The sequence below is a fragment of the Streptomyces sp. NRRL B-24484 genome, assembly GCF_000717715.1.
Lineage (GTDB): Bacteria > Actinomycetota > Actinomycetes > Streptomycetales > Streptomycetaceae > Kitasatospora.
This window is the reverse complement of record NZ_JOAI01000023.1, coordinates 177930-192080: the sequence shown is the minus strand read 5'-3', so window position 1 is coordinate 192080 and position 14151 is coordinate 177930. Positions and strand designations below refer to the sequence as shown.

The following is a 14151-nucleotide window of genomic DNA, read 5'->3' as shown; positions in this document are numbered from 1 at the left end:
GATATTCGGATGCACCCCGGGCCGCCCGGTGGCTAACGTCTTCCTCGTCCAGGTGCGCAGGCAGAGGTTACTTCCACTGTTAATGGGCGGGTCGCGGGTTCGAGTCCCGTCATCGGCTTCGGGCCGGTGTAGCTCAGTCGGTAGAGCAGCACACGTCACCTCCGCCGCTTCTGTTCTCTGGACACCACACGTGCATACGACTGCCACCTCCCGGTGCGCAGGACCGGTTACTTCCTCCAAGAAATGAGCCGGCACCCACTTTTGATCTCGGGAGGCAGCGCGCCGGGGCGTCCGGTGCGCAGGCGGGGGTTACTTCTATGGGATCAGGCGGTCCCGGGTTCGAATCCCGGACGGCCGTGCGCGAGCACGGCCGGTAGCTCAGCGGACAGAGCACCTGAACGTCACCTCCGCCGCGGCCGGCCCACGAGGCCGGCACGACCTCGGACGCCCCGGTGCCGCCGCGCCTCCCCGCAGGGGGAACCTCCATGTCTCGCTTCAACGTCCGCCGCCCGAAGACCGGCCCGACCTCGCCCGTGACCACGACCGGGCAGCCTGCCCTCAACCACGCCGGCGGCGTGGGCCACCTGCGCGACGAGAAGTCCGAACTCTTCCTGCTCGCCGTCGCCAACCTGGTCGGCCAGGACACCTTCTACGAGCGCGGCGGCGCGCGCGACGACCGGTACACCGCCCTGGTCCGCTTCCTCGCGGTGAGCGACCCGGAGTGGACCCTCGGTCTGCTGCGCTGGCTCCGGCACGGCGCCGCGATGCGCACCGCCTCGCTGGTCGGTGCCGCCGAGTTCACTCGCGCCCGGATCGACGCCGGCGTGCCCGGCTTCTCCCGGCAGGCCGTCGACGCGGTGCTGCAGCGCCCCGACGAGCCCGGCGAGCTGCTCGCCTACTGGACGTCCCGGTACGGCCGGGCGCTGCCGAAGCCGCTCAAGCGGGGTGTCGCCGACGCCACGCGACGGCTGTACAACGGCCGCGCGCTGCTCAAGTACGACACCGTCTCCAAGGGTTTCCGGTTCGGCGACGTACTGGAGCTGACCCACCCGTCGCCGCACCCCGACAAGCCGTGGCAGGGCCCGCTGTTCCGGTACGCGCTGGACCGCCGGCACCGCCCGGACGAGGCCGTCCCGCCGGCCGGCGACGCCCTGCTGACCGCCAGCCGCGACCTGCTCGCGCTGCCGGTCGAGCAGCGGCGCGCGGTCGTCACCGGCCCCGGCGGCGCGGAGCGGCTGGCCGCGGCCGGCATGACCTGGGAGGCGCTGGCCGGCTGGCTGCAGGGTCCGCTGGACGCTGCGGTCTGGGAGGCGATCATCCCGTCCATGGGCTCGATGGCACTCGTCCGCAACCTGCGGAACTTCGACCAGGCCGGGGTGTCCGACGCGGTCGCCGAGCAGGTCGCGCGGCGGATCTCCGACCGGGGCGAGGTGCACCGGTCCAGGCAGTTCCCGTTCCGCTACCTCGCCGCGCACCGGCACGCGCCCTCGCTCCGCTGGGGCCACGCGCTGGAGACGGCGCTCGGCCACTCGCTCGCCAACGTCCCGGTGCTGCCGGGCCGCACGCTCGTCCTGGTCGACCGCTCCGGCTCGATGTTCGACCGGCCGAGCGCGCAGACCCAGCTCAACCGGGCGGACTCGGCGGCGGTCTTCGGTGCGGCGCTGGCGCTGCGCGCGGCCGACGCCGACCTGGTCGAGTTCGGCACCACCAGCCGGCGGATCAAGCTGCAGCGCGGGGAGGCGGTGCTGAAGGTGCTGGACCGCTTCTCCAACCTCGGCGGCACCGAGACGGGCAAGGCCGTCCGGCAGCACTACCGCGGCCACGACCGGGTGGTGATCGTCACCGACGAGCAGGCGTACGGCGGTTGGCAGGGGGATCCGCTCGCCGCGGTCCCGGCGCAGGTCCCGGTCTACACCTGGAACCTGGCCGGCTACCGGGCGGGCCACGCACCCTCCGGCGGCGCCCACCGCCACACCTTCGGCGGCCTCACGGACGCGGCCTTCCGCCTGATCCCCCTCCTGGAGGCCGGCCGCACCACCCACTGGCCCTGGGAGCAGGACTGACCCCGCAGGGGCGCTGGGCAACCCCCTGAGAGCACGGGGCGACCCGCAGGGGCGCCGGGGGCACCCGAGGTGGACCCCTGTGGTTCTCCGCGCCCCCCGGCCGCCTTCTCGGTGGGCCTCCGTCGTGGCACGATCGCTGCGGCGGGGGCAGCCGAGCGAAGGGGCCGAGGTGCGCTACGACGTCGACGTTCTGGTGGTGGGGGGCGGCATCGTGGGCCTCTCCACGGCATACGCGCTGACCCGGGCGCGGCCCGGCCTCCAGGTCGCGGTGCTGGAGAAGGAGCCGGGTCTCGCCGCGCACCAGACGGGCCGCAACAGCGGGGTGATCCACAGCGGGGTGTACTACCGGCCGGGTTCGCTGAAGGCCCGGTACGCGACGGGTGGCGCCGCGGAGATGGTGGAGTTCTGCCGCGAGCAGGGCATCCCGCACGAGGTCACCGGCAAGCTGATCGTCGCGACCTCGGCCGAGGAGCTGCCGCGGCTGGCCGTCCTCGCGGAACGCGGCCGCGCCAACGGCATCCCGGTGACCGAGCTGGACGCGGCGGGCATCGCCGGGTACGAGCCGGAGGTCCGCGGGGTGGCGGGGCTGCACGTCGGCACGACCGGCATCTGCGACTTCCCGGCGGTGGCCCGCCGCTACGCGGAGCTCGCCGGGCAGAAGGGCGCGGTGCTGCACACCGGGACGGAGCTGCGGGCGGTCGCCCGCCGGGCCGACGGGGTGACCGTGCAGACCTCGGCGGGGGAGGTCCGCTGCGGGGTGCTGGTGAACTGCGCGGGCCTGCACGGCGACCGGGTGGCGCGGCTGGCCGGCGACGACCCGGGGGTGCGGATCGTCCCGTTCCGCGGCGAGTACTACGAACTGGCCGAGCACCGGCGGGGTCTCGTCCGGGGTCTGGTCTACCCGGTGCCGGACCCGGCCTTCCCGTTCCTCGGCGTGCACCTCACCCGGGGCGTCCACGGCGACGTGCACGTCGGCCCGAACGCGGTGCCCGCGCTGGCCCGGGAGGGCTACGACTGGCGGACGGTGCGGCTGCGCGACCTCGCCGGCACCGCGGCCTTCCCGGGGACCTGGCGGATCGCCCGCCGGCACTGGCGGTACGAGCTCGGCGAGCTGCACCGCTCGCTGTCCCGGAAGGCGTTCACCGCCGCGGTGCAGCGGCTGCTGCCGGCCGTCTCCGCCGCGGACCTCGTCCCCGCCGCGGCCGGGGTGCGGGCCCAGGCGGTGGCACGGGACGGGTCGCTGCTGGACGACTTCGCCTTCGCCGGCTTCGACCCGGACGACCCGGCCTCGGCGCGGCGGACCGTCCACGTGCTGAACGCGCCCTCGCCCGCGGCCACCGCCTCGCTGCCGATCGGCCGCGAGGTGGCCCGGCGGGCCCTCGCAGCGCTGGAGGCCGGTGGTGGGGCGCCCGGCCCGGGCGGGGAGGGGCCGGTGCGATGAGACGCGGGCCACGCCGGGACGCCGACGGACCCTCGTAGACTGGGGCGATTGTGACTGCCACCGCCCCCAGCCCCGAGCTGTCCCCGTCCGCCCGGCTCTCCGCCGCCCCGGCCGCGTACCCGGCGCCGATGTACCCGCACAAGGCCACCGAGGCCCAGCACCGGGAGCGGCGCATCCGCAGCTTCCAGCCGCGCCGCGGCCGGATGACCAACGCCCAGGCGGACGCCCTGGACCGGCTGTGGGAGCGGTACGGCCTGGCGATCGACGGCACCCCGCTCGACCTGCCGGCGCTCTTCGGCGACCTCCCGGTCACCCTGGAGATCGGCTTCGGCATGGGCGAGACCACCGCCGCGATGGCCTCCGCCGACCCCTCGACCGGAATCCTGGCCGCCGACGTCCACACGCCCGGCCACGGCAACCTGCTGCAGATGCTGGAGCGCGACGGCTCCCGCAACGTGCGGCTGGCGGCCGGCGACGCGGTGATCCTGCTCCGCGACATGCTGCCGGACGCCTCGCTGGCCGGTCTGCGGGTCTACTTCGCCGACCCGTGGCCGAAGCCCAAGCACCACAAGCGGCGCCTGATCCAGCCGCACTTCCTGGAGCTGGTGCTGCCCAAGCTCGCCCCGGGCGCGCTGGTGCACTGCGCCACCGACTGGGAGCACTACGCGGAGCAGATGCTGGACGTGCTGTCCGCCTCGGAAGAGCTGGAGAACCTCCACCCCGAGGGCGACGGCAGCGGATGGCTGGAGCCGGAGCAGCGCCCGGCCGGCAGCGTGCCCGGTTACGCGCCGCGCCCGGACTGGCGTCCACTGACCAAGTTCGAGCGGGCCGGTCTGGCCAAGGGGCACGTCGTGCACGACCTGCTCTTCCGGCGCCGCTGACCCGCGACGGAGTCCCGCCACTCCCGGTGGCGACGGATCGCCACCGGGAGCTGACGCGCCGTCACCCGGAGTGATGATGGGCATACGGATCGTTCCGGGGACTCCCCCTCGGGCGGAGCCGTCGCCTACGCTTTCCGGGTGAGCCGTCCGCCCAGCGGCAGCCCGTCCCCCTGCACCACGGCCCGCACTGCCGCCGACGAACCGCCCGCGACCCCCGCCGGCACCCGGACCATCCCGGGGCCCCGGGCCGGCGCGGTCCGCCGCCTGCTGCCGCTCTGGGAGCGGCTGGAGGCCCTCCACCGCTCGCTGCACTACCCCGCGCTGTCCTCCTCGCTGGCGGCGTTCGCGCTGGCCGGCAGCGGCGTGCTGATCCTGCACCTGGTGCAGCGGCAGACCGGCACCACCGGGCTGCTGGTCGGCCTGGGGCTCGCCCTGCTGCCGCTGCCCTTCGTGCTGGGCTCGCTGGCCTGGCTGAACCAGACCGCCCGCGTCCCACTGCGGCACACGCTGTTCTGCCTGGCCTGGGGCGCCTGTGCGGCCACCACGGTGGCCCTCATGGCCAACGGCTGGGCCAGTGACTTCCTGGTCGCCCACCAGGGCAGCAGCCGCGGCGAGACGCTCGGCGCCGAGGTCGCCACGCCACTGATCGAGGAGCTGTGCAAGGGCGCCGCGATCCTGCTCCTGCTGCTGCCCGTCCGCAGACGGCCCAGCTGCCGGCAGGACCACCGCTGCGCGCTGCTCGCCGACGCCGACCCGGACGCGCCGCACGGGCCCGGCCCGGCCGCCCCGGCACCCGCCGTCCCCGGGCCGCGCCGCCCGCGCGGCGCGCTGCCGCGGATACGGCCGCACCTGCGGCCGCTGCCGTACTTCCGCCCGCCGCTGCTGCTCGCGCCGGGCAACCGCGCCCATCCGCGGGCCAGGTCGAGCCCGCGGACGCTGGCGGCCGGCCTCGTCCTCGGGGCCATCACCGCCTGCGGGTTCGCCTTCACCGAGAACGCCCTGTACCTGGGGCGCGCCTTCACCGACGACCAGCAGTCCCGGCTGGACTCCATCGGCCTCGGCGAACCGCCCACCCTGCGCGACTTCGACTCCACCGTGCACACCTTCGTGCTGCGGGCCCTGCTGTCACCCTTCGCGCACCCGCTGTTCACCGCTCTGACCGGCCTGGGGGTGGCGATCACCCTCACCACCGGGCGGCGCTGGCTCGCCCGGCTCGCCGCCCCGGTGGGCCTGGTCTCGGCGATCGGCCTGCACGGGGTGTGGAACGGCGCCGCGGGCCTCGGCACGGACGGCTTCCTGCTGATCTACGGGCTGGTCATGGTGCCCGCCTTCGCGGCCCTGGTCTGCCTGGCGGTGTGGGCCCGCGCCCGGCGCGCCCGACAGCCCGCCCGCCCCGTCCCGGGCGGGTGAGCGGCACCGCGCCGGGAACGGATTTCCCTTCCGCGCGTCCGTCACGTAGTGTTGGGTTCACCGACGCGGGGTGGAGCAGCTCGGTAGCTCGCTGGGCTCATAACCCAGAGGTCGCAGGTTCAAATCCTGTCCCCGCTACTCAGTAGCACGAAGGCCCGGCAGATCTTCTGCCGGGCCTTCGTCGTGTCCGGGCACGCGGCGTGCCCCGCCGGGCCGCCCAGCCGGGTACCGGCGGTACCCGGAAATTCCGTTGCCCTCCTCCGGAGGGCGTGCCTAAGGTGGCCGCACACTGAAAGGAGGTGATCCTGAGTTGAGTTCCATCAGGATGCGTGAGGTGGCTGCTCGCTAGAGCCGCCCCTGCCTGTGCAGTGTGCGGGGCCGTACGGCCTCCGGCGGCAGGCGCAGACCCAAGCAGTCACCCGGCCCGCGGGCTCACCGGTACATCCCCGGTGCCTCGGCAGCCGGTCCCTCGCGGACCGGCGCCGTGGAAGCAGCCCGCGGGCCGTCTGCATGTCCGGGCGCGGACGCCCGGCGGCCACCGCCCGCACCGCCACGACCCGCACTGCCACCGCCACTGCCACCGCCCGCACCGACCGCCACGACCTCCCGGAGTGACCGGCCGGTCCGCTACAGTCACTGCGGACCACAGGGGACCGGGGTGGGGGTGGCTCGGGTGGAGCTGGAGCGCGGCGGACAGCCGGTGCCGGCGGTGCGGATCGGACTGGCCGGGGTGGTCGGCGCCGGGGTGGTCGGCCTGGTGCTGTACGCCCTGGCGAGCGAGCACGGCGTACGGGCGCTCGGCGGCGGCCTGGTGGTCGCGGCGACCTTCGCGGTCGGCGGTGGCCTGCTCGGCTTCCTCTTCGGCATCCCCAAGCTGCTGACCAGCGGGGCGGCGGCCCATCCGGACGACCAGTCCGCGACCTCGACGGCCAGCTACGCCCCCAACACCAATCTGGAGCAGGTCTCCGACTGGCTGACCAAGATCCTGCTGGGTGCCGGCCTCACCCAGATCGGCACCCTGCCGCGCCGGCTGAGGGAGCTGGGCGAGGCGCTGGCCCCGGCGGTCGGCGGCGGCCCCGGCGCGGCCGGCTTCGCGGCGGCGCTCTCGGTGTACTTCACCGTCCTCGGCTTCCTCTCGGGCTGGCTGCTGACCCGGCTGCTGCTCGCCCGGGCGCTGTCCGCCGCCGACCGGCAGACCCTCGCCGACTCGGTGAACCAGACGGTGCTGGCCGCGGGGTCGCTGAACTTCACGCCGCGCCAGGTGCGCGACCTCTTCGAGACCGGTGTCGAGGGCCTGCGGGTCCAGGCGCTCGCCCTGCTGCAGGGCAAGCCCGACCCGGAGAACCTGGACCTCGTCGTCGCGGCGATCGACCGCCACCTGTCGCCCTTCGAACTGCTGCAGGCGCTGCTCGCCGCGAAGGCGATGCTCGGCCGCCCCGAGCTCACCGCGGAGCAGCGGGCGGCGCTGCGCGCCGCCGTCGCCTACAAGATCCGCAACACCCGGAACGTGCCGCCGTCCTCGCGGCGGCGTGCGGTCGCCGAGGACGTGCTGCGCCGGTTGCCCGCACCTGCGACGACCGGCGACGGCGGCCCGGGCGGCGGTGACGACGACCGGGACACCGGCGCGGCCGGCGGTCCGCAGGCCGCGGCAGTGCCGGCGATCCCGCCTCAGGTGCAGGCGCCGAAGGGCCCGTCCGCTCCCTGAGGGCGGCGGGCGGCCCGCAGCCGCAGTACCCGGCTGTTCAGCCCGCCGGCCGGCCGCACGGTGATCTCGCTGGTCACGCCGTGCCGGCCGAGTGCGGCCCGCAGCCCGTCGAGGTGCGGGCAGCGCCGGCCGTTCCCGTCGTGCAGCGGGTGGACGCGGACCTCGCCCGCCGGATCGGTCACCCGGACCAGTTCGAGCAGGGCGGACAGCTGCGCGTCGGGGGCGAACCGGTCCGGGTAGGCGAACAGCAGGTAGGAGCTGAGGGTGAGGGCGAAGGTGCCGTCGGCGAACGGCAGCCGGGGCAGTTCGGCGGCCACGTAGCGGTGGGGGTGGGCGGCCCGGTCGGCCGTGAACAGCTCCCGGGCCCGGTCCCAGCTGCGCAGGTACTTGTCGTACCGGTGGTGGCGGGCGTCGGGGTAGCGCTGCGGGGTGTTGCGCATCTGCACCGCCATGGCGTCCCGCCCGGCGCGTGCGAGGTCGGCGAGGACCGCGGGCGGCGCGGCGTACAGCGGGTCGGCGGCGACCACCCGGCAGCCGAGCACCCGGGCCTCGGCGGAGAGCCCGGCGGCGCCGCCCGGGCAGTCCAGCAGCGGGCCCGGAAGGGCGCGCAGCCCGGCGCGGCTGAGGCCGAAGGAGGAGCAGTACTCGTCGAGCGGACGGGACGTCACCAGCACGACGGCTCACCTCGCTGACGGGCGGTGCGCCCCGGGCGGGCGCCGGGCGCGGTAAGGCCTCATCGGACCACGGCCCCCGGCGGCCCGCATCCGGGCCGCCGGGGGCCGTGGGGCCGGCGGGGGCGTTCGGCGGGGCGTGTTCAGCGGCCGCCGAGCAGACCGCGGGCGGCCAGCCGGTTGACCGCGGTGAGCCCGCGGACCAGCTGCGGGGTGAGCAGCACCAGCAGGACGCCGAGCGCGCAGACGCCGGCGATCTGCGCGGGCGTGGTGATGTAGAGCTCGTGGTGCCGCCCGCCGTCGGTGGTGTAGTCGTACACCCGGTAGCCCGGCCAGTCGGTGTAGCGGGCGAAGACCCAGTGGTAGAGCGGGTACAGCGCGACCACCCAGCCCGTCACCAGGAAGGTCACGGTGACGACGAAGCTCAGCACCGCCCAGGGGAACATCAGCACCTGGTGCAGCACCGCGCGCCAGCCGGCGCCGTCCGCGAGCCGGGCGGTGACGGTGCCCCAGAAGCCGGGGCGCTTCGCGAGGACGGGGGCGGGGGCGGCGACCGGCGTGCCGAGCAGGACCCGGGCCCGGTGCCGCTCCAGCGCGCCGAAGCCGCGGGCCTGGACGAGCAGCAGGGCCAGCACCGGCAGGCCGAGCGCCGTGACGAGCAGGCCGAGCCCGGTGCAGAACAGGGTGACGGCGACGACGAACGCCGCGATCGCGATCGGCAGGCCGGTGAGGACGAAGCCGATCTCCCGGTAGGTGGCGGCCGCGAACGGCGCCCGCAGGAAGCCGGGCCGGCGCGCGGCGGGCGCCCCGCCCGGGTACGGCGCGGTGGTCTGGTGCAGCGGTGCGGTGGTCATCGTGGCCCCTCGGTGTCCGTTCGGACTGACGACTCCACGGTGCCGGAGCGGGGCGCCCGGGGTAATCCGGCCCACCGGCGGCTCAGGGGTGGGGTTCTCCCCACCCCCGTGCTGCGGCGGACCGCAGCCACTCGTCCTCCAGCAGCGAGAACAGCAGCGAGTCCCGCCACTCACCGCGCACCAGCAGGTCGTGCCGGATCCGGCCCTCCGGGCGGAAACCGGCCCGGGTGAGCACCCGCACCGAGGCGGCGTTCTCCGGGTCGACCCGGGCGGCGAACCGGTGCAGGCCGAGCGTCCCGAAGCCGAACCCGCAGAGCAGCGCGAGGACCTCGGCGGCGTACCCGCGGCCCCAGGTGTCCCGGCGCAGCACGCAGCCGAGGGAGGCCGCGCGGGTGCCTTCGAGTTCGAGGACGGCCTGGCCGATCGGCGGCGCCCCGCCGTCCCGCTCGGCCGGGGCGACGGCGAGCCGGTAGACGGTGCGCGGGTCCTCCTCGGCCTCGTCGAGGGAGAGCTCGATCTGGTCGGCGCACTCCTCCTCGTCGCACACCTCGTACGCGAGGTGGCGGACGGTCTCCGGGTCGCCGAGGACGGCGTGCAGGGCACGGACGTCCTCCGGGTCGAGCCGGAACTCCCGGATCGCCAGACGCGGTCCGGTCAGGCGGACCTGGCGGACCGTCCGGACCTGTTCGGCTGTCACGGCCCCCGACCCTACCCCGGGCCGCGGCGGGCCCGGATGCCGCGCGGCGGGCTCCGCACCGGCTACGGTACCGGCGTGAACGACGAAGACCTGCAGCTCATCCCCCGCACCCGCGCCGATTCCCTGCTCGCCTGGGCGGACGCCGAGGGCCTGCCCCCGGTACCGGAGGAGACGGCGGAGCAGGTCCTGGCCCTGCTGGAGCTCGGCGGCGCGCCGCTGCACGACGGCTGGCCCGAACTCGGCTCGGCCGCCTTGGAGCAGCTGCTGCACGAACGGCTCCACCTGTACGTCCAGCCGGAGGGCGACCCCGGTGCGTACGGTGCGGCCGTCCGGCTGCTGATCGACCACCAGCGGGCGGCCCGGCGGCTGAACGCCAAGCGGCAGGAACGGCTGCACGCCGAGGCGGAGTGGCAGGGCGAACTGCTGGGGACGCTGCTGCGGCGACCGCACCTGCTGACCTGGCCCCGGCTCTACACCCTGCTGCTGCGGGCGGACGGGGTGGACACCGCGGACGCCGATGCGGTGCGGGCCTGGCTGGACGGCTTCCGTGCGCTGGAGCCCGCGGAGCGGACCGCGGCGTACGCGGCGCTGGTCGACGACGGCCGGCTGGACCCGATGACCGGGGCGGACGCCGCACTGGGCTGGGGCGAGGCTCACCTGCTGTCGATCGGCATGGCGACGGACGGGGCGCGGCGGCTGCTGGAGTACGGGCTGATGCAGCGCAGCTACCGCAACCTGGCGGCGCTGACCGCACTGGGCGAGCCGATGCCGTACGAACTGCGGGGGGAGTTCGAGGACTTCGAGCAGGTCGTGGCGGACGTCGCGCTGTGGCTCTGCGGGCAGTGGACGGTGCCGGGGCTGCCCGCCCTGCTCGTCGCCGAATACCCGGACCTGGCCCCCGAACCCGGCACCGCCGAACTGGAGGCCTACGCCGCAGCCCGCCAGGGGCGGGACGAGGAGGACCACTAGGGGCGCGCGGGGGCACCTCCCGGCCGAAGGCCGGGGAGGACTGCGCAGGCCGGGGGCGGTGATGCACGCAGCTCGGGGCCGCCCCTGATCTGCCGGGCGCGCCCCATCCGGATTGCGCAGTTCCCCGCGCCCCCGGGGTGCTGCCCCTGGATTCTGCCCCTGGGGTACTGCCCCCGGGGTGATCGATCAGGGCTGGACGCCGTGGGAGCGGAGCCAGCCGAGGGGGTCGACGGGGGCGCCGCCTGCGGGGCGGACCTCCAGGTGGAGGCGGGGGGTGGTGACGCTGCCGGTGGCACCGACGGTGCCGAGGACGCTGCCCCGCTCGACGGGGCCGTCGGTGACGGCGAGCCGGTTGAGGTGGCAGTACCAGATCTCGGTGCCGTCGGGCAGGGTCTCGACGATCCGGTAGCCGTAGGAGCCGGCCCAGCCGGCCGAGGTGACGGTGCCGGCGCCGACGGCGGTGACCGGGGTGCCGGTGGCGGCCTGGAAGTCGAGGCCGGTGTGCAGGTGGGCCCAGTGGCCGCTGGGGCCGTACTGGGCGCCGAGCGTGTAGCCGGCGGTGGGCAGGGCGAGGGAGGTGGCCTCCACCGCGGCCTGGACGGCGCGGCGCGCCTCGGCCTCCTGGGCGGCGGCGAGGCGGGCGGCCTCGTCGGCGGCGGTGCGGTGGTCGGCCTGCTGCTGGATGCGGGCGAAGAGCGCGAGGCCCGGGTCCGCGGAGTCGGCGGCCTGGTCGGGCACGCTCACGGCGGGTTCGGCTGCGGCGGCCGGGCCCGCGGCGGCCGCGGTCATGCCGGCGGCTCCGAGGGTGGCGGCCACGGTGGCGGTGACGCCGAGCAGCGGGTTGCCGCCCCTGGTCTGCCGGGGCATCCGGTGGCGGGCCTGGTCGGCCTGCTCCCAGGGGTGGTCGAGGAGCTGGGTGGCTGCGGCGGTGGACTCCGCCGAGTGCGTCGACGCCACGGGGGCGCACTCCTTTCCTTCCCTCGCCGACCGGGTTAGCTGACGGGTTCGGAGCAGGAAGGTCTCCTACGGCTGGGCCACCGGCCCGGCCGATTCACCCCAAGGAAGGTGGTTCCCCGGCTCCCGTGGCCACCGGCGAAGGCAGCCGCGGGATTGAGCGACACGCGCACGGTGCCGTGTCGGTACGGCGTTGCCGACCGCGCTGCGTTATCAAACGTTAATGCTAGGCACGCCTTGATTCCAAGCGTCTGCGACGGTGGATTCGTAAGGGCTACGCGCGAAATGGGCGATTTGCCATGGATTGCGAATCCGCCCCTGACGGAGGGTGATCGCCCCCCTCGGGGTGAGTATCCGTACTCATGCGGGCGGGGGGCGGCTCCGGGACCCTGCAAGGCATGAGCGCACCGATGCAGACCCGCACCACGGCCGCCTACTACGTGCAGGCCGTCCTGTCCTTCGCCCTCGCCACGGTCGCCCTGGCGATCGGGATCGCCCGCCTCCCGGTGGACGCCTGGATGCGCGCGTTCCTGGCGGTCGCGCTGCTGTACGTGATCACGTCCGCGTTCACGCTGGCCAAGGTGGTCCGCGACCGGCAGGACGCCGGCGAGCTGGTGTCCCGGGTCGACCAGGCCAGGCTGGACAAGCTGCTGGCCGAGCACGACCCCTTCCGGGCGGACAGCCTCTGAGCCGGGCCCGGACGGGAGGGCCCGGCCCCGGGCGGCCCGGCGGCGCCGGTCAGCCGGCCGAAGCGGCGCGGGCCTGCTTGGCGGCGAAGGTCTCGCCGCCGGCCGCCCAGTTCTCGGCCGGGATCTCCTCGACGACCACCCAGACCTTCTCCGGGTCCATGCCGGTGGCCCGGGCGTAGGCGGCGGTGAGTTCCCGGGCGATCTCGGCGCGCTGTTCCGGGCTGCGGCCGGCCAGTTGCTTGACGGTGATGAGGGGCACGACGCCTCCGGTCGCTCGGTTCCGCGGTCCGCCGAAACGTACCGCAGTCGGGCCGCGCCGCCCTTGACGGCTAATGCTATTAGCCATAGCTTTATGGCTATGGGCAATCAGCCACGTCAGCGAGGCCAAGGAGGCCGGCCGTGAACGACATCCAGCACACCCTGCAGACCCGCCACCTGGACGTCCCCGGCGGCCGCCTGGCGTACGACGACACCGAGCAGGGCACCGGCGCCCCCGTCGTCCTGCTCCCCGGGATGCTCGACCTGCGGGCGGCCTACCGGCACCTGCACCCGCTGCTGACCGCCGCCGGGCACCGGGTGGTCACCATGGACCTGCGCGGCCTCGGCGAGTCCTCCACCGCGTGGGACGACTACTCGCCGACCGCGATCGCCGGCGACGTCCGTGCGCTGCTCGACCACCTGGGCATCGGGCGCGCGGTGCTGGTCGGCAGCTCGTACACCGGCGCCACCGTGGTGCGGGTCGCCGCCGACGCACCGGAGCGGGTCGCCGGGATCGTCCTGGTCGACGCCTTCTTCGAGAACTTCCCGCCGAACCTGCTGCAGAAGGCGACGGTCGGCCTGCTCGGCCCGGCCGTGACGTGGTTCCCCGGGCTGTGGGGCGCGGCGCAGAAGTTCTACTTCCCGACCGCGCGGCCGGCCGACTTCGACGCCTACCGGGCCCGGCTGGTCGCCGCACTGAAGCAGCCGGGGCGCCGCCGGGCGGTCCGCGGCTACGTCCGCGGGGACTCCGCGCCGACCGGCTGGGGCGCCGGGGTCTCGTGCCCGGCGCTGGTCGTCATGGGCAGCCGGGACCCGGACTTCCCCGACCCGGCGGCGCTCGCCGAGCGCCAGGCCCGGGCGCTGCGGGGGCGTACCGTGATCATCGAGGGCGGCGGCCACTACCCGATGGCGGGGTACCCGCAGGCCACCGCCGACGCACTGCTCCCCTTCCTGGCCGAAGTGAACGAGGTCGCCTGATGCCCAGGGCCGGACTGACCCCCGCCGCCGTCGTCGACCGCGCGCTGGAACTCGTCGACGAACAGGGCCCGGAGACGCTCACCCTGGCCGCGGTCGCCGGCCGCGCCGGGGTGGCCACCCCCTCGCTCTACAAGCACGTCACCGGCGGCCTGGCCGAGCTGCGGAGGCTGATCGCCGTCCGGGTCACCGACGAGCTGACCGGGCGGCTGTCCCGGGCGGTGCTCGGCCGCAGTGGCGACGAGGCGCTCGCCGCACTGGTCGACGCCTACGTCGACTACGCGGTGGAGTTCCCGCACCGCTACGCGGCCCTGCCGCAGGCGCCGCAGGACGACCCGGCGTCGACCGCGGCCGCCGGCCGGCTGGTCGAGGTGATCCTGGCGGTGCTGCGCGGCTACGGGCTGGCCGGCCCGGAGTTGATCCACGCCACCCGGACGGTCCGCGCCTCGGCGCACGGCTTCGCCTCGCTGATCACCGCCGGCGGGTTCCGGCTGGCCGAGGACGTCGCGACCACCCGGCAGCGGCTCGTCGCGGTGCTGGTCGCGGGCCTGCGGGACTGGCCGCGCTGAACCGCCCGTGACCCG

14 protein-coding genes, 1 tRNA gene and 1 riboswitch are annotated in these 14151 nt (G+C 75.3%); of the genes, 10 read left to right on the top strand and 5 right to left on the bottom strand.

All coding sequences use genetic code 11. The annotated features are described in order from the left end of the window. Positions 1-485: 485 nt before the first annotated feature. The 6 genes from IE98_RS0121990 (at position 486) to IE98_RS0121960 (ending at position 7500) form a co-directional block, all read left to right on the top strand. The gene (locus IE98_RS0121990; protein ID WP_030271445.1) at positions 486-2063 is read left to right on the top strand and encodes a TROVE domain-containing protein; all 1578 of its coding nucleotides are present in this window, start codon (positions 486-488) and stop codon (positions 2061-2063) included. Positions 2064-2232: 169 nt separating this feature from the next. Then, positions 2233-3504: an L-2-hydroxyglutarate oxidase gene (gene lhgO, locus IE98_RS0121985; RefSeq protein ID WP_030271443.1), complete on the top strand. Its 1272-nt coding sequence runs from the start codon at positions 2233-2235 to the stop codon at positions 3502-3504. 50 nt (positions 3505-3554) lie between these two features. Then, on the top strand, positions 3555-4385 hold the full coding sequence (gene trmB / locus IE98_RS0121980) for a tRNA (guanosine(46)-N7)-methyltransferase TrmB (RefSeq protein ID WP_030271439.1): 831 nt from the start codon (positions 3555-3557) through the stop codon (positions 4383-4385). A 138-nt stretch (positions 4386-4523) separates the two neighbouring features. Next, positions 4524-5795: a PrsW family intramembrane metalloprotease gene (locus IE98_RS0121975; RefSeq protein ID WP_030271437.1), complete on the top strand. Its 1272-nt coding sequence runs from the start codon at positions 4524-4526 to the stop codon at positions 5793-5795. 64 nt (positions 5796-5859) lie between these two features. Continuing rightward, a tRNA-Met gene (locus IE98_RS0121970) sits at positions 5860-5933 on the top strand. Positions 5934-6468: 535 nt separating this feature from the next. Next, complete coding sequence (locus tag IE98_RS0121960; RefSeq protein WP_030271435.1) at positions 6469-7500, top strand: hypothetical protein; 1032 nt, start codon at positions 6469-6471, stop codon at positions 7498-7500. Here IE98_RS0121960 and IE98_RS0121955 read toward each other — a convergent pair. From IE98_RS0121955 to IE98_RS46595, 3 genes are all read right to left on the bottom strand, one after another. Next, on the bottom strand, positions 7464-8174 hold the full coding sequence (locus IE98_RS0121955; RefSeq protein WP_052390796.1) for a hypothetical protein: 711 nt from the start codon (positions 8172-8174) through the stop codon (positions 7464-7466). The genes IE98_RS0121960 and IE98_RS0121955 overlap by 37 nt on opposite strands. A 140-nt stretch (positions 8175-8314) precedes the next feature. Next, on the bottom strand, positions 8315-9025 hold the full coding sequence (locus IE98_RS0121950; RefSeq protein WP_030271432.1) for a sensor domain-containing protein: 711 nt from the start codon (positions 9023-9025) through the stop codon (positions 8315-8317). 82 nt (positions 9026-9107) lie between these two features. Beyond that, positions 9108-9722, bottom strand: a complete 615-nt coding sequence (locus IE98_RS46595) for a GNAT family N-acetyltransferase (protein ID WP_052390795.1) — start codon at positions 9720-9722, stop codon at positions 9108-9110. Between the two features lie 75 nt (positions 9723-9797). Here IE98_RS46595 and IE98_RS46590 point away from each other — a divergent pair, with 75 nt between their 5' ends. Further along, positions 9798-10691 (top strand): hypothetical protein, encoded by an 894-nt coding sequence (locus IE98_RS46590; protein ID WP_159401012.1) that lies wholly within the window; start codon positions 9798-9800, stop codon positions 10689-10691. A 186-nt stretch (positions 10692-10877) separates the two neighbouring features. On the opposite strand, the gene IE98_RS0121935 is transcribed toward IE98_RS46590, so the two are convergent. Further along, positions 10878-11648, bottom strand: a complete 771-nt coding sequence (locus IE98_RS0121935) for a M23 family metallopeptidase (protein WP_052390794.1) — start codon at positions 11646-11648, stop codon at positions 10878-10880. Positions 11649-11655: 7 nt separating this feature from the next. After that, positions 11656-11796, bottom strand: a riboswitch (cyclic di-AMP (ydaO/yuaA leader). Positions 11797-12043: 247 nt separating this feature from the next. On the opposite strand from IE98_RS0121935, the gene IE98_RS0121930 reads away from it, so the two are divergent. Next, positions 12044-12334 (top strand): YiaA/YiaB family inner membrane protein, encoded by a 291-nt coding sequence (locus tag IE98_RS0121930; protein ID WP_030271424.1) that lies wholly within the window; start codon positions 12044-12046, stop codon positions 12332-12334. Positions 12335-12383: 49 nt separating this feature from the next. Here IE98_RS0121930 and IE98_RS0121925 read toward each other — a convergent pair whose 3' ends face one another. Continuing rightward, positions 12384-12593 carry a tautomerase family protein gene (locus IE98_RS0121925; protein ID WP_030271422.1) on the bottom strand — a complete coding sequence of 70 codons (210 nt, stop codon included), beginning with the start codon at positions 12591-12593 and terminating at the stop codon, positions 12384-12386. Between the two features lie 140 nt (positions 12594-12733). Here IE98_RS0121925 and IE98_RS0121920 point away from each other — a divergent pair, with 140 nt between their 5' ends. Together IE98_RS0121920 and IE98_RS0121915 are read left to right on the top strand one after the other, a co-directional pair. After that, on the top strand, positions 12734-13570 hold the full coding sequence (locus IE98_RS0121920) for an alpha/beta fold hydrolase (RefSeq protein WP_052390793.1): 837 nt from the start codon (positions 12734-12736) through the stop codon (positions 13568-13570). After that, positions 13570-14136 (top strand): TetR/AcrR family transcriptional regulator, encoded by a 567-nt coding sequence (locus IE98_RS0121915; RefSeq protein ID WP_030271418.1) that lies wholly within the window; start codon positions 13570-13572, stop codon positions 14134-14136. Before IE98_RS0121920 ends, IE98_RS0121915 begins: the two co-directional genes overlap by 1 nt. Positions 14137-14151 lie beyond the last annotated feature (15 nt).

Bases quoted from the DNA above. Each gene is read 5' to 3' on its own strand.
- IE98_RS0121915 (WP_030271418.1), top strand. From the start codon at position 13,570: ATGCCCAGGGCCGGACTGACCCCCGCCGCCGTCGTCGACCGCGCGCTG.
- IE98_RS0121930 (WP_030271424.1), top strand. From the start codon at position 12,044: ATGAGCGCACCGATGCAGACCCGCACCACGGCCGCCTACTACGTGCAG.
- IE98_RS0121950 (WP_030271432.1), bottom strand. From the start codon at position 9,025: ATGACCACCGCACCGCTGCACCAGACCACCGCGCCGTACCCGGGCGGG.
- IE98_RS0121990 (WP_030271445.1), top strand. From the start codon at position 486: ATGTCTCGCTTCAACGTCCGCCGCCCGAAGACCGGCCCGACCTCGCCC.